This is a genomic window from Pseudomonas sp. FW215-R2, assembly GCF_058789255.1.
In genome coordinates this window covers 1-14,340 of record NZ_JBYTBO010000005.1, presented here as the reverse complement: position 1 = coordinate 14,340, position 14,340 = coordinate 1, and the positions used below count along the sequence as shown (strand labels likewise).

Annotated in this window: 16 protein-coding genes; 8 read left to right on the top strand and 8 right to left on the bottom strand. The window is 61.3% G+C overall.

Annotated elements, in window-relative coordinates:
• The first annotated feature begins 21 nt into the window (after positions 1-21).
• The 3 genes from AC3WRD_RS08505 to AC3WRD_RS08495 all read left to right on the top strand — a co-directional run bounded on the left by AC3WRD_RS08505 (position 22) and on the right by AC3WRD_RS08495 (position 3,277).
• A complete protein-coding gene (locus AC3WRD_RS08505) occupies positions 22-1,098 on the top strand; it encodes a DUF748 domain-containing protein (RefSeq protein WP_102620233.1) in 1,077 nt (358 codons plus the stop codon).
• Between the two features lie 142 nt (positions 1,099-1,240).
• Positions 1,241-2,086, top strand: a complete 846-nt coding sequence (locus AC3WRD_RS08500) for an AAA family ATPase (RefSeq protein ID WP_007911294.1) — start codon at positions 1,241-1,243, stop codon at positions 2,084-2,086.
• A 12-nt stretch (positions 2,087-2,098) separates the two neighbouring features.
• The gene (locus tag AC3WRD_RS08495; RefSeq protein WP_007956512.1) at positions 2,099-3,277 is read left to right on the top strand and encodes a vWA domain-containing protein; all 1,179 of its coding nucleotides are present in this window, start codon (positions 2,099-2,101) and stop codon (positions 3,275-3,277) included.
• Between the two features lie 104 nt (positions 3,278-3,381).
• Here AC3WRD_RS08495 and AC3WRD_RS08490 read toward each other — a convergent pair whose 3' ends face one another.
• From AC3WRD_RS08490 to AC3WRD_RS08475, 4 genes are all read right to left on the bottom strand, one after another.
• Complete coding sequence (locus AC3WRD_RS08490) at positions 3,382-4,299, bottom strand: 5-oxoprolinase subunit C family protein (RefSeq protein ID WP_102620232.1); 918 nt, start codon at positions 4,297-4,299, stop codon at positions 3,382-3,384.
• Positions 4,296-5,000: a 5-oxoprolinase subunit B family protein gene (locus AC3WRD_RS08485; protein ID WP_102620231.1), complete on the bottom strand. Its 705-nt coding sequence runs from the start codon at positions 4,998-5,000 to the stop codon at positions 4,296-4,298. Before AC3WRD_RS08485 ends, AC3WRD_RS08490 begins: the two co-directional genes overlap by 4 nt.
• A complete protein-coding gene (locus AC3WRD_RS08480) occupies positions 4,997-5,749 on the bottom strand; it encodes a 5-oxoprolinase subunit PxpA (RefSeq protein WP_102620230.1) in 753 nt (250 codons plus the stop codon). The genes AC3WRD_RS08485 and AC3WRD_RS08480 overlap by 4 nt, the downstream gene beginning before the upstream one ends.
• Before the next feature lie 61 nt (positions 5,750-5,810).
• On the bottom strand, positions 5,811-7,097 hold the full coding sequence (locus tag AC3WRD_RS08475; RefSeq protein WP_102620229.1) for an MFS transporter: 1,287 nt from the start codon (positions 7,095-7,097) through the stop codon (positions 5,811-5,813).
• Between the two features lie 144 nt (positions 7,098-7,241).
• Between AC3WRD_RS08475 and AC3WRD_RS08470 the strand changes: the two genes are divergently transcribed.
• Positions 7,242-8,153, top strand: a complete 912-nt coding sequence (locus AC3WRD_RS08470) for a LysR family transcriptional regulator (RefSeq protein WP_102620228.1) — start codon at positions 7,242-7,244, stop codon at positions 8,151-8,153.
• 34 nt (positions 8,154-8,187) lie between these two features.
• Here the strand turns inward: AC3WRD_RS08470 and AC3WRD_RS08465 are convergent, their stop codons facing one another.
• The 3 genes from AC3WRD_RS08465 to AC3WRD_RS08455 are packed head-to-tail and all read right to left on the bottom strand — an operon-like array spanning position 8,188 to position 10,038.
• Positions 8,188-8,730: a DUF2937 family protein gene (locus AC3WRD_RS08465; protein ID WP_102620227.1), complete on the bottom strand. Its 543-nt coding sequence runs from the start codon at positions 8,728-8,730 to the stop codon at positions 8,188-8,190.
• Between the two features lie 14 nt (positions 8,731-8,744).
• A complete protein-coding gene (locus AC3WRD_RS08460; protein ID WP_003222625.1) occupies positions 8,745-9,521 on the bottom strand; it encodes a class II glutamine amidotransferase in 777 nt (258 codons plus the stop codon).
• 16 nt (positions 9,522-9,537) lie between these two features.
• Complete coding sequence (locus AC3WRD_RS08455; RefSeq protein ID WP_102620226.1) at positions 9,538-10,038, bottom strand: MFS transporter; 501 nt, start codon at positions 10,036-10,038, stop codon at positions 9,538-9,540.
• Positions 10,039-10,137: 99 nt separating this feature from the next.
• On the opposite strand from AC3WRD_RS08455, the gene AC3WRD_RS08450 reads away from it, so the two are divergent.
• A complete protein-coding gene (locus tag AC3WRD_RS08450; protein WP_102620225.1) occupies positions 10,138-12,192 on the top strand; it encodes a S9 family peptidase in 2,055 nt (684 codons plus the stop codon).
• A 108-nt stretch (positions 12,193-12,300) separates the two neighbouring features.
• Entirely contained in the window at positions 12,301-12,774 is a 474-nt protein-coding gene (locus tag AC3WRD_RS08445; RefSeq protein ID WP_096819382.1) for a cyclic nucleotide-binding domain-containing protein, read from the top strand.
• Here the strand turns inward: AC3WRD_RS08445 and AC3WRD_RS08440 are convergent.
• On the bottom strand, positions 12,771-13,055 hold the full coding sequence (locus AC3WRD_RS08440) for a hypothetical protein (protein WP_096819383.1): 285 nt from the start codon (positions 13,053-13,055) through the stop codon (positions 12,771-12,773). The genes AC3WRD_RS08445 and AC3WRD_RS08440 overlap by 4 nt on opposite strands.
• A 79-nt stretch (positions 13,056-13,134) precedes the next feature.
• On the opposite strand from AC3WRD_RS08440, the gene AC3WRD_RS08435 reads away from it, so the two are divergent.
• Both AC3WRD_RS08435 and AC3WRD_RS08430 read left to right on the top strand, forming a co-directional pair.
• The gene (locus AC3WRD_RS08435; RefSeq protein ID WP_011332930.1) at positions 13,135-13,821 is read left to right on the top strand and encodes a spermine/spermidine synthase domain-containing protein; all 687 of its coding nucleotides are present in this window, start codon (positions 13,135-13,137) and stop codon (positions 13,819-13,821) included.
• 49 nt (positions 13,822-13,870) lie between these two features.
• On the top strand, positions 13,871-14,242 hold the full coding sequence (locus AC3WRD_RS08430) for a YajD family HNH nuclease (RefSeq protein WP_007944009.1): 372 nt from the start codon (positions 13,871-13,873) through the stop codon (positions 14,240-14,242).
• The last annotated feature ends 98 nt before the right edge of the window (positions 14,243-14,340 follow it).

The window sequence follows — 14,340 nt, the reverse complement described above, 5'->3', positions numbered from 1 at the left end:
CACCGTTCGGGAATTGCCGCCATGAAGCGTCGCTACCGCTGGCCGTTGTGGATCCTCACCACTGTCGTTGTGCTACTGATCGCCCTGCACATCGCCCTGCCCTTTCTCGTGCGCGACTATCTGAATGACAAGCTGGCCAACATGGGCGACTACCGTGGGCAGGTCACCGATGTGGACCTGGCCCTGTGGCGCGGTGCGTACAAGATCAACGGACTGAAGATCGTCAAGGTCGACGGCAAGGTACCGGTGCCGTTCGTCAATGCACCGTTGATCGATCTGTCCGTCAGTTGGCATTCGCTGTGGTACGACCACGCGGTAGTAGCGCAGGTGAAGTTCTTCAGACCCGAAGTCAATTTCGTCGATGGCGGTGCCAACAAACAGAACTCCCAGACCGGTAAAGGCACCGACTGGCGCGCGCAGTTGGGCAAGCTGCTGCCGATCACCCTCGACGAAGTGCAGATCAATGATGGTCGCATCAGTTTCCGCAACTTCAACTCCAAACCGCCCGTGAACATGAACGCTACGAACGTCGAAGCGAGCATTTACAACCTGACCAACGTCGTCGACACCCAGGGCAAGCGTGATGCCCGCTTCGAAGGCAAGGCCCTGCTGCTGGGCCAGGCGCCACTGGAAACCTCCGCCACCTTCGACCCGCTGAGCAACTTCGAAGACTTCGAGTTCCGCCTGCGTGCCCGCGACCTCGAACTCAAGCGCATGAACGACTTTGCCTCGGCCTATGGCAAGTTCGACTTCAGCGCCGGCCACGGCGACGTGGTCATCGAGGCCCAGGCCAAAAAAGCCCAGCTGACGGGCTACATCAAGCCGTTGCTGCGGGATGTCGAAGTGTTCAACTGGCAACAGGACGTGGAAAACAAGAACAAAAGCATCTTCCGCTCAGTCTGGGAGGCGCTGGTCGGCGGCACTGAAACCGTGCTGAAAAACCAGGCCAAAAACCAGTTCGCAACCAAGGTCGAACTCAGCGGCAGCGTCCATCAGCAAGATATCAGCGCGTTCGAAGCGTTTTTGCAGATTTTGCGCAATGGATTCATCCAGGCATTCAATGCCCGGTATGAGCGTCCGAAGCCGGATGCGGGTTGAGTCAACATGTGACGCCCCATTCAGAGACTGAATAAGCCGTCTGCGTTCACAGTCGACCGGGCCGCGCGTTATAGTCGGGCATCCGATTATTTCGCCCCCGCCCTGCCCGTTCAGGTCGGCGTTACCGTTCGAGGATTAGCAGATGAAGTTCGAAGGCACCCAGGCCTACGTCGCCACCGATGACCTGAAGCTGGCGGTCAACGCCGCCATCACCCTGGAGCGGCCGCTGCTGGTCAAGGGCGAACCGGGCACCGGCAAGACCATGCTCGCCGAGCAACTGGCCGAATCGTTCGGCGCCAAGCTGATCACCTGGCACATCAAGTCCACCACCAAGGCCCATCAGGGCCTGTACGAATACGATGCGGTCAGCCGTCTGCGCGACTCGCAACTGGGCAATGAAAAAGTCCACGACGTGCGCAACTACCTGAAGAAGGGCAAGCTCTGGGAGGCGTTCGAGTCTGAAGAACGCGTGATTCTGCTGATCGACGAAATCGACAAGGCTGACATCGAGTTCCCCAACGATCTGTTGCAAGAACTCGACAAGATGGAGTTCTACGTTTACGAGATCGACGAGACCATCAAGGCCAAGAAGCGTCCGATCATCATCATTACCTCCAACAACGAGAAAGAGCTGCCGGACGCCTTCCTGCGCCGCTGCTTCTTCCACTACATCGCGTTCCCCGACCGCACCACCCTGCAGAAAATCGTCGACGTTCACTACCCGGACATCAAGAAGGACCTGGTCAGCGAAGCGCTGGACGTGTTCTTCGACGTGCGCAAGGTGCCGGGCCTGAAGAAGAAGCCGTCGACCTCGGAACTGGTGGACTGGCTGAAACTGCTGATGGCCGACAACATCGGCGAAGCAGTGCTGCGCGAGCGCGATCCGACCAAAGCCATCCCGCCGCTGGCCGGTGCGCTGGTGAAGAACGAACAGGACGTGCAACTGCTTGAACGCCTGGCGTTCATGAGCCGTCGCGGCACCCGCTAAGAGGCTGACGCCATGTTGCTCAACCTGTTCAATGAAATGCGTGCAGCCAAGGTACCGGTGTCGGTGCGCGAGCTGCTCGACCTGATCAACGCGCTGAAACAGCGCGTGACGTTCGCCGACATGGACGAGTTTTACTACTTGTCCCGGGCGATTCTGGTGAAGGACGAACGGCATTTCGACAAGTTCGACCGTGCGTTCGGCGCCTACTTCAACGGCCTGGAAAAACTCGACGACCACTTGCAGGCGCTGATTCCCGAAGACTGGCTGCGCAAGGAGTTCGAGCGTTCGCTGACCGACGAGGAACGCGCACAGATCCAATCCCTCGGCGGCCTGGACAAGCTGATCGAAGAGTTCAAGAAGCGCCTGGAAGAACAGAAAGAACGCCACGCCGGCGGCAACAAATGGATCGGCACCGGCGGCACCAGCCCGTTCGGCTCCGGCGGTTTCAACCCGGAAGGCATTCGGGTCGGCGACGCCGGCAAGCGCCAGGGCAAAGCGGTGAAAGTCTGGGATCAGCGCGAGTACAAGAATCTCGACGACTCGGTGGAACTGGGCACCCGCAACATCAAGGTCGCCCTGCGCCGTCTGCGTAAATTCGCTCGTCAGGGCGCGGCGGAAGAGCTGGATATCGACGGCACCATCGACCACACCGCCAAGGACGCCGGCCTGCTGAACATCCAGATGCGCCCGGAGCGGCGCAACACGGTGAAACTGTTGCTGCTGTTCGACATCGGCGGTTCGATGGACGCCCACGTGAAGATCTGCGAGGAACTGTTCTCAGCCTGCAAGACCGAGTTCAAGCATCTGGAGTACTTCTACTTCCACAACTTCATTTATGAATCGGTGTGGAAGAACAACATGCGCCGTACCTCCGAGCGCACGTCGACCCAGGACCTGCTGCACAAGTACGGTGCTGACTACAAAGTGATCTTCATCGGTGACGCCGCCATGGCGCCTTATGAAATCACCCAGGCCGGCGGCAGCGTCGAGCACTGGAACGAAGAGCCGGGTTACGTGTGGATGCAGCGCTTCATGGAGAAGTACAAGAAGCTCATCTGGATTAACCCGTACCCGAAAGATACGTGGGGCTACACCTCATCGACCAATATCGTGCGGGATCTGATCGAGGATCAGATGTATCCGCTGACGTTGCGCGGGCTGGAAGAGGGGATGCGGTTTCTGTCCAAGTAAGCGGATCGTTCCCATGCTCTGCGTGGGAATGCATCAAGTGACGCTCTGCGTCACTGGGACGCGGAGCGTCCCGGGCGGCATTCCCACGCGGAGCGTGGGAACGATCAAGTAAAGCGCTGTAGATATTCGATATGTTCCCGGTGTGCAACTTCTTGTACCACCGGGCGCAACCTGACCTTCGCCCCCGGCAGACACTGCGCCAGGCGTGCCAGCGCCAACGGCGTCAACGCTCCCAATCGCGGATACCCGCCAATGGTCTGCCGATCATTGAGCAACACGATCGGCTGCCCGTCCGGCGGCACCTGCACCGCGCCCAGCGGGATGCCCTCGGAAATCATCGGCTTACCCTGATACTGCAACGCCGTCCCCAACAGACGAATGCCCATGCGATCGGCACGGCTGTCCAGCGTCCAGGCACTGTTGAATGCATCGAACAGGCTCTGCCCGCTGAACTGACCGATCTGCGCGCCAAGCACCAGATCGAGCGGCGCGTCGAGGCGCAGATCCGGCCGATGCTGTGCCGAAACCTCACGCACCAACAGGGTTTCGCCCTGATAACTCAGCGAAGCACCCTTGGCCAGCGGCAAGCCAAAACCATCGAGGCCGCCGAGCTCTTCGCGCACCACCGTGGCACTGCTGCCCAACACTTTCGGCGCACTGAAACCACCGGGCGCCGCCAGATAGGCCCGAGCCCCCAACAACGGCTGGGTGAACTTCAAGGTCTGCCCTTTGCGCAGTTTGAAACTGCGCCACGGCGCCAACATTTCACCGTCAATCTGCGCGCCAAGATCGGCGCCAGCCAACGCCAGCAGACAGTCGTCCTCCGCCACCACCGCAAACCCGCCAAGGGTGATTTCGATCACCGGCAAATCCAGGCCATTGCCCAGCAGCCAGTTGGCCCAGGCCATCGACCGCCAGTCCGCCGCGCCGCCCTGGGTCACACCCAGATGACGCACGCCGAATCGTCCGGCGTCCTGCAACAGACACAGCGGTGTGCTCGCTTCAATTGTCAGTCGGCTCATGCCAGGGCCTCCAGAGGCGTGTCGTCACCGCCGAGACGGATGAACTCGGCGTGGCTCACTGCTTCGAAACGCACGGTATCGCCGGGCTGCATGAGGCTGTAGCCATCGCGTTCACGGTCGAACAGTTTTGCCGGCGTGCGACCGATCAGGTTCCAGCCACCGGGAGACACCACCGGATACGCGGCAGTTTGCCGTTCGGCGATGCCGACGCTGCCGGCGGCGACTTTCTTGCGAGGTGTGTTCAGACGCGGGGCCGCCAGGACTTCGTCCACCAGCCCCATGAAGGCAAACCCCGGTGCAAAACCCAGGGCGAACACCTGATATTCACGCGCACTGTGACGGCAGATCACTTCTTCCACCGACAAACCACTGCGCTGCGACAGCAGGCTCAGTTCCGGGCCGACACTCAAATCGTACCAAACCGGCAGCACGTGACACTGGCCGCCGGTTCGCGCATTGGGCGAAAGGTCAATCAAGGCTTCGGCAATCAAATCCCGAGCCTGACTCGGATTCAATTCGGTCAGATCGTAATGCACCATCAACGTGGTGTACGACGGCACCAGATCAATCAAATGCTCGCCGAACACCGTGCGCAACCGCTCGCTGGCGGCGAGCATCCACGGCATGTTGGCTTCGGCGATTTCATCGAACAGGCGCAGCATCAGACAATCCAGTGCCACCACTTCCACCCGCGGATTCATGGCGCGCTCTGCTCGTTCAAGGCCTGACGAATGCGTTGCACGGCCGCCACTGAACTGGCGTTGTCGCCGTGTACGCACAAGGTGTTGGCTTGTAAGTGCAGCGCGCTGCCGTCGCTGGCGGTGAGGTTGTCGCCCCGGGCGATGGTCAGTGCTTGCTCGATGATGGTTTCGGCGTCGTGATGCACCGCCCCCGGCAGTTGCCGCGAGACCAGTCGGCCGGCGCTGTCGTAGGCGCGGTCAGCGAAGGCTTCGAACCACAGGGTTACACCGTATTCGTCGCCAAGCTGTTGCGCCGCCGCGTTGTCGCGGGTTGCCATCAGCATCAGCGGCAAGCTGCGGTCGTAAGCTGCGACTGCCTGGATCACCGCCCGCAACTGCGCCGGGTTGGCCATCATGTCGTTGTACATTGCGCCGTGGGGTTTGACGTAACTGACTTTTCCACCCTGGGCACGGCAAATGCCGTCGAGGGCGCCGATCTGGTAATGCAGGATGTCTTGCAGTTCCTGGGCGGTGTACGCCATGGAACGTCGGCCGAAACCCACCAGATCCTGATAGGCCGGATGCGCGCCGATCTGCACGCCGTGGCTCAGGGCCAGGCTGACGGTCTTGCGCATGATGCTTGGGTCGCCTGCGTGGAAACCGCAGGCAATGTTGGCGCAATCGATGAAGGGCATGACCTCCGCGTCCAGACCCATGGTCCAGTTGCCGAAGCTCTCGCCGATGTCACAGTTCAATAGCAGGCGGCTCACGGTGAACACTCCTGTAGCTGTTATCTTTTTATGCTGTAGGACAGTTGTCGCAGGTTATCAGTTACTGCGCGTCCAGTTGCTTGCCACGGGTTTCCGGCAGGCTCAATGCCGCAAGAATCACCACGCCGTAGGACACTGCCGCAAAGGCACCGATGCCTACACTCAGCGGCACCTTCTGGCTGAGCAGCCCGATCAGCAGCGGGAACAATGCCGCCAGCGCCCGGCCGATGTTGTAGCAAAAGCCCTGCCCCGAACCGCGAATCCGCGTCGGGAACAACTCCGTCAGAAACGCGCCCATGCCGCTGAAAATCCCCGAGGCAAAGAAGCCCAGCGGGAAACCCAGCCACAGCATCACGCCATTGCTGACCGGCAATTGGGTGTAGAGCAGAACGATGGTGAACGAGCCGACCGCGAACAGGATGAAGTTCTTCTTGCGCCCCAGCAGGTCGGTCAAATAGGCGCTGATCACGTAACCGACGTAGGAACCGACGATCACCATCGCCAGATAACCGCCAGTGCCGAGTACGCTCAAGCCGCGCTCGTTCTTCAGAAAAGTCGGCAGCCAGGAGGTGATCGCGTAATAGCCGCCGAGGGCACCAGTAGTCAGCAACGAAGCACGGATCGTGGTGAAGAGCATGCCGGGAGCGAAGATCTCGTAGAACTTCGACGGGCTTTCCGGAGTTTGCCTGGCCTTGGCTTCGCGGTAGATCTCCGGATCTTTCACCAGACGGCGGACGAAAATCACGAACACCGCCGGCACGATGCCGAGGATGAACAATGCTCGCCAGGCATCTTCCGGTGGCAGCACCGAGAACAGCAGCGCATACAGAATGGCCGTCAGGCCCCAGCCCAACGCCCAGCCGGATTGCACCATGCCCACCGCCTTGCCGCGATCCTTGGCCCGAATGACTTCACCGATCAGCACCGCGCCGGCGGTCCATTCGCCGCCGAAACCGAAACCCATCAGGGTGCGGGCGATCAGCAATTGCTCGTAGTTCTGGGCGAAGCCGCAGAGGAAGGTGAAGAAGGCGAACCACAACACCGTCAGTTGCAGGGTGCGCACGCGGCCGATGCGGTCGGAGAGAATCCCCGCCACCCAGCCGCCGACGGCCGAGGCGATCAACGTGCTGGTGTGAATCAACCCGGCCTGACCCGTGGTGATGCCCCACATCGCGATCAGGGTCGGCACCACGAAGCTCAGCATCTGAGTGTCCATGCCGTCCAGACCGTAGCCGATCTTGCAACTCCAGAAGGTGCGACGCTCCTGCTGATTGATGTTGCGATACCAGTCGAACGGTCCGGGACGGGCCGTGGCCTTTGACAAAGGGAGGGTGTCGGGAGCACTCATGGCAAATCTCCGCAATTATTATTGGTCTTGTTCGTAGCCCCGACGACGCCTATCGTGGGACCGGATGCGTCGATTTTTGGGTGCGTCACCCGGTCGCGTCCAACGAATAAAAACCCGCCCAAGACATAAGAAAAATTTGTTGCCATGAACCTGAAGTTTCTCGAGACCTTTGTCTGGGTCGCCCGGCTGAAGAGTTTTCGCCTGACCGCTGACAAGCTGTTCACCACCCAGGCTTCGATCTCCAGCCGGATCGCGGTGCTCGAGGGCGAGCTTGGGGTGAAGCTGTTTCTGCGCGACTCACGCGGCGTCAGCCTGACCCCCGAAGGCCTGAAAGTGCTGGAGTACGCCGAGCAGATGCTCGACACGATGCAGGCGCTGAAGCAGTCGATCGAAACCCGATCGAGCAAGGTCGGCCGGGTGCGCATCGGGGTGATGGACACGGTGATTCACACCTGGCTCAGCCCGCTGGTGGCGCAGATGACCGATCTGTATCCACGGGTAGAAATCGAGCTGGTGGCGGATACGTCGCTTAACCTCTGCGATCAGCTGCAAAAAGGCTTTCTCGATCTGATCCTGCAAACCGATCTGGTACGCCATGAAAGCGTGCGCAGCCTGGAACTGGCCAGTCACCCCATCGGCTGGATCGTCGCCAGCAATTCGATCTACAACCGCAACTACCAAAGCCTCGCCGACCTGGCGCAGGAACGGATCATCACCTACTCGAAAAACTCCCGGCCACATCAGGACATTCTGGCGCTGATGCAGGCCCAGGGCGTGCTGGCGCCACGGTTGAACTGTGTGAATTCGGTGTCGGCGATCACCCGGTTGTTGCGTGATGGCTTCGGTATTGGCGCGCTGCCACCGGTGCTGGTGGCCGAGGAACTGGCGCGGGGCGAACTGACCTTGCTCGACATCGAACAGCGCCCGCCGAACCTGCAGGTCGTGGTGTCGTGGCGGGTCGGTGTGGAATGGGTCGAAGAGATTGTGACGTTGTGTCAGCAGGTGCTGGAGGGGTATGCGCGCAAGGTCGGCACGGATTACATCGTTCTGAGTTGATCGTTCCCACGGCGTGGGAACGATGCATCGAAGCTTACAGCCCGCGCACATCCCGGTCTTCGATCGGCCGGCTCTGGCGCAGGCGCTTGCCGCCCAGCACCACCCAGTCGATCAGACGGAACAGGCATTCGAGACCGAACGACAGCAACAACGCGCCACTCATGCCCCAGATCATCGCTTCCGGCGTCAGCAGAATCTGATAGCTGTAGCCGTTCCAGGTCTCCTTGCGGATGTCCGGATCAGCGGCCAGCGCCACTTGCAGCACACGGATGTACCACGGGCCCTGCATGGCCTGGAACTGCTTATCCAGCGCGGTCTGACGCGCGAGCAAAGTGCTCAGGCTGTCGGCATCGCTGCGAAACACAGGGTCTTCACTGGCGCGATAATGAGCGACCAGCGCCTGAATATCACCTTTGAAAAACTGCTCGGCAGTGCCCTGGAAGCCACGCAGACCGGTCTGCGCCTCGATCAGATGCGCTTCGACCCGCTTGGCGTAATCGTTGATGAATCCCGGCACCTGGACACCGATCAACAGGCCCGCCGCAAACAACACCAGCCGTAGATAACTGAGCAACATCGGGGAGAGATCCTTTATTCGGTCGTGCCCTGGCTTACGCATTCGCCGCGTCGCCACAGGCTCCATTGGCCCGGTTCGTAGCGGGTCCAGGTTTCATTTTCGGTCAAGGGTTCGGTGGCAATCACCGTGACCACGTCGTTGGGCGTGGTTTCGGCCTGGAAGTCGACAATCACATCGACGTCCTTGAGCCGCGCCGGGCCGAACGGTGCGCGACGGGTGATCTGCGCAAGTTTGGTCGAGCAATAGCAGAACAGCCAGTCGCCGTCGCTGAGCAGGCAGTTGAACACGCCTTTGCTGCGGTATTCGGCGCAAGCGGCGACCAGATCCGGCAGCAGCACTTCTATATCGACCGGTTCCGGAAACGCTGCACGTACGCGGTTGAGCAAATCGCAGAACGCCGCTTCGCTGTCAGTATCGCCGACCGGGCGGTAGAAACTCTTGATCGGGGTGAAATCGGCGAGCTGGCCATTGTGCGCGAAGCACCAGTTGCGCCCCCACAGTTCGCGGACGAACGGGTGGGTGTTGGACAGGCAGACCTTGCCGACGTTGGCCTGGCGGATATGGCCGATGACCACTTCGCTCTTGATCGGATAACGCTGCACCAGATTGGCGACTTCCGACTCGCAGCTAGCCGCCGGGTCCTGGAACAACCGCAGCCCGCGACCTTCATAGAACGCGATGCCCCAACCGTCACGGTGCGGGCCGGTACGACCGCCGCGCTGCATCAGCCCGGTGAAGCTGAACACGATGTCGGTCGGCACGTTGGCGCTCATGCCCAATAGTTCACACATGTGCGGACTCTCGTGATTACAGACGCGGCTCGACGCGCATGCGCTGCGGATTGTTCGGCAGCGGTGGACGGCCATAACGATCATCGCCGGCGGCGCCGAACGGTTGATCGCCGTCACGTTCGTCGTCGGCACGGGCGGCAGCGCGGGCGGCCTCGGCCTGTTCCTTGCGAGCCTTCGAAGCGTGTTCGATCGGGAAGCGGATCAGCACGAAAATCAGGTACAGGCCGAACGCGATCATGGCGTACATGAGCAATTCGGAAATCGCACGAAAGGCGTTGTTGCCCACCTTGAACGCCAGATCCAGCGCCGTGATGGCAATGGACGGGGCGAATTTTTCCTTCACCGGGTCGATGATGGTCGGGCTGAACAGCAGCACCGCCATCAGCACACGCAGCGGCTCGCGCAGCCAGCGCCACATCCAGCGGGTCATGCGCATCCACACCAACAGGCAGCCCACGGCGGCAAAGGCGTAAAGGCCCCAGGCGATCAGATAGTCGTTCTCGGTCATGGTGTCCATGGCAAGGCAGGCAAAGAGGCGCTTATAGTAACGACTTTTCGCACATCAGGCTTCCCCGCCGTCCGTGCGGTCCTCATTTGTCATGTTCGAGAGCCCTCCATGCCCGTATCCGCCAACGTCACCAGCGCCCCGATTGCCCGCAAGGATGCCGGTCACGACCCGTATGCCTGGCTGCAGGAACGCGACACCGACGCGGTGCTCGACTACCTCAAGGCCGAAAACGACTACCAGCAGGCGCAGACCGCCGATCAGGCCGGACTGCGCGAAACCCTGTTCGAAGAGATCAAGGGCCGGATTCTCGAAACCGACCTGTCCCTGCCGTCGCCATGGGGCCCGTATCTGTATTACACGCGCACCACTGCGGGTGACGAATACCCCCGCCACTACCGCTGCCCGCGTCCGGCCGACGACAGCCTGACCCTCGACGAAAGCCGCGAACAGCTGCTGCTCGATCCGAACGCCCTGGCCAATGGCGGCTTTTTCTCCCTCGGCGCGTTCAGCATCAGCCCGGATCACCAGCGTCTGGCCTACAGCGTCGATGCCTCGGGCGACGAGATTTACACGCTGTTCGTGAAGGAACTGTCCAGCGAGCGTGTCAGCGAACTGGAATTCCAGGACTGCGACGGCAGCATGACCTGGGCCAACGACAGCCTGACGCTGTTCTTCGGCGAGCTCGACGACACCCATCGTCCGCACAAGCTGTTCCGCTACCGCCTCGACGGCACTGCCGCCGAAGAGGTGTTCCATGAGCCGGACGGGCGTTTCTTCCTGCATTGCTACCGCGCCAGCTCCGAACAGCAATTGCTGCTGTCCCTGGGCAGCAAGACCACCAGCGAAGTCTGGGCGCTGGACGCCAATCAGCCGCACCTGCCCTTCGCTTGCCTGGCGCCTCGGGTCGAGGATCACGAATACGACGTCGACCACGGCAAACTCGACGGCGAATGGACCTGGTTCATCCGCACCAACCGCGACGGCATCAATTTCGCCCTGTATCAGGCGCCGGACACCGGCATCGCGCCGAGCGAAGCCGACTGGCAGGACCTGATTCCCCACAGCGATTCGGTGATGCTCGATGGCGTGACCCTCAACGCCGAAGCCCTGACCCTGAGCCTGCGCGAAGGCGGTTTGCCGATCATCGAAGTTCGCCCACACGGTCTGGCGCCTTATCGCGTGCAATTGCCGGACGCGGCCTACAGCCTCTATGTGCAAAACAGCCTGGAATTCGAAAGCGACCGTATCCGCCTGCGCTACGAGGCGTTGAATCGTCCGGCTCAGGTTCGGCAACTGATCCTCGCCAACGGCGCGCAGGAGGTGCTCAAGGAAACCCCGGTACTCGGTCCGTTCGACGCCGACGCCTACGTCAGCCAACGCCTGTGGGCCAGTGCACCGGACGGCACGCTGGTACCGATCAGCCTGGTGATGAAGCGGGAAATGGTCGGCAAACCGGTGCCGCTGTACCTGTACGGTTACGGCGCCTACGGTTCGAGCCTCGACCCTTGGTTCTCCCATGCACGCCTGAGTCTGCTGGATCGTGGCATGGCGTTCGCCATCGCCCACGTGCGCGGCGGCGGTGAACTGGGCGAAGCCTGGTATCGCGCCGGCAAGCAGGAACACAAGCACAACACCTTCAGCGACTTCATTGCCTGCGCCGAGTTCCTGATCCTCAACGGCATTACCACCGCGCAGCAACTGGCAATCAGCGGCGGCAGCGCCGGCGGTTTGCTGATCGGTGCGGTGCTCAATCAGCGTCCGGAGCTGTTCGGCGTGGCGATTGCCGAAGTGCCGTTCGTCGATGTGCTCAACACCATGCTCGATCCGGATCTGCCACTGACCGTCACCGAATACGACGAGTGGGGCAACCCCGAAGAGCCGGACGTCTACGAGCGGATCAAGGCCTACGCGCCGTACGAAAACGTTACCGCGCAGGCTTATCCCGCAACCCTGGTGATCGCCGGCTACAACGACAGCCGCGTGCAGTACTGGGAAGCGGCCAAGTGGGTGGCGAAATTGCGCGCGACCAAGACCGACGACAATCCGTTGCTGCTCAAGACTGAACTGGGCGCCGGCCACGGCGGCATGAGCGGGCGTTATCAGGGATTACGTGACGTAGCCCTCGAATATGCATTTGTTTTCAAGGTTCTGGGTATCGCCTGAGGAACTCCGCCGGTCAGTCAGGTCTTAATTCCCGACGCCGGGCGCCGATAATCAACTCGGCGCCCGCTCGCGAGCCTGCAAACCGACACAACAAAAAGACCGCACGACATGTCAGAACCAACCCTGCTGAACAACGAAATCCGCGACTGGCTGATGGACTGCGGCCTGTTCGATCAATTGCAACTGGCGGATTTCGCCGCCGCATCGGGCTACTTCAGCATCAGCACCGTGGCTGAAGGCGAAGCGATCTTTCGCGAAGGCGATGCCGGCAGTTTCATGTGCATCATCCACACCGGCCAGGTGGCCGTGCAGAAAACCGGCAGCGACGGCCAGGTCGTAACCATGGCCACCCTGCGCAGCGGCCGCGCGTTCGGCGAAATGGCGGTGCTGGATGGCGAACGCCGCTCAGCGACCTGCGTGGCAGCGAGCAACTGTCAGTTGCTCAACCTCGGCAAGGATTCACTGGAAAAAATGCTCAACGACGCGCCAAAAATCGCCGCCAAGATCATCCGCGCCCTCGCCGTCTCCCTGTCCAAACGCCTGCGCATGGCCGACGGCCAACTGGCTGCGCAACAGATCTAGCCGCCGGGGGATTTGCTCTTGCCGTCGTTCTGTTCGAGGCCCGGCAATGGCTGATCCTTGGACGGCGGGCTGGGCATCTCGATCGGCACCAGCGGTGGCCCGCCACTGCCCGAACCAGTCTTGGGAATCGGTACCGGGCTGATCTGCGGATACGGGGTTGGCGTCGCAGTGCCGGGCGAACCCGGTTGCGGCGTCGGGCTGACGGGAATCGTCTGTTGGGCCTGCACTGCAGTTATCGAGAGCGCGGCCAGGGTAATGACCGTTAGAATGGTGCGCTTCATCAAGGGCTCCGTTGGCCTGAAGTCTGCGTTCAGGCTACTCCCAACGCGCCTGCTTGCCTCCCCCTCTTTAGAGATTTCCATGAAACGTTTCGTTCTGCTCGACACCACGCCGATCCCTGACAACGGCGGAGCCCTGTGCCTGTTCGAGTATGGCGAGGACTTTGTCATCAAGATCCAGGGCGGCGACGGCGGGCAATTGATGAACACCCGCATGCACGGTTCCGAAGACGCACTGGCCGAGATCCCGTGCCGCAAGGTTGCCGGCCGACCGAACTCGCGCGTGCTGATCGGCGGCCTGGGCATGGGCTTCACCCTCGCCTCCGCGCTCAAGCATCTGGGCAAGAGCGCCGAAGTGGTGGTCGCCGAACTGGTGCCCGGTGTCGTTGAATGGAACCGTGGCCCGCTCGGTGAAAAGTCCGGGCGCCCGCTGCTCGACCCACGCACCGTGATCCGTCAGGAAGACGTGGCCAAGGTGCTGCAAAGCGAGCCGAACGGTTTCGACGCGATCATGCTCGACGTCGACAACGGCCCCGAAGGCCTGACCCAGAAGGCCAACAGCTGGCTGTATTCCGCCGCTGGCCTGGCCGCGTGCGCCAAGGCGATGCGGCCCAAAGGTGTGCTGGCGGTGTGGTCGGCCAGCGCCGACCGGCAGTTTTCCGACAAATTGAAGAAGGCCGGTTTCAAGGCCGAGGAAGTGCAGGTCTTCGCCCACGGCAACAAGGGCACCCGCCACACGATCTGGATTGCCGAGAAGCTCAAGGGCTGAGCTAAACTTGCGTCATAACCGTCATTAGTCTTTCTACAAAGGTGAACCCATGAGTTCGTCCACCCCGACCAACACTTCGAAGCTGGATCGCATCCTCGCCGACAACCAGCGCGACAAGGAAATGGGCTACCGTGACAAGGCCCTGAAGATGTACCCGCATGTGTGCGGCCGCTGCGCCCGTGAGTTTTCCGGCAAGCGCCTGAGCGAGCTGACCGTGCATCACCGCGACCACAACCACGACAACAACCCGCAGGACGGTTCCAACTGGGAACTGCTGTGCCTGTACTGCCACGACAACGAACACTCGCGCTACACCGACCAGCAGTACTTCGGCGAAGGCTCGCTGAGCACGCCGAAAATCGCCAAGGCCACGCACAACCCGTTTGCGGCGCTGGCCGGGTTGATGAAGAAAGAAGACTGAGTCCACCACTCTGATCGTTCCCACGTCGAGGCGTCGAACCGTCCGCGTGGGAACGCCTCTTCGGACGCTCCGCGTTCGGCTTTGAAGGGGACGCGGAG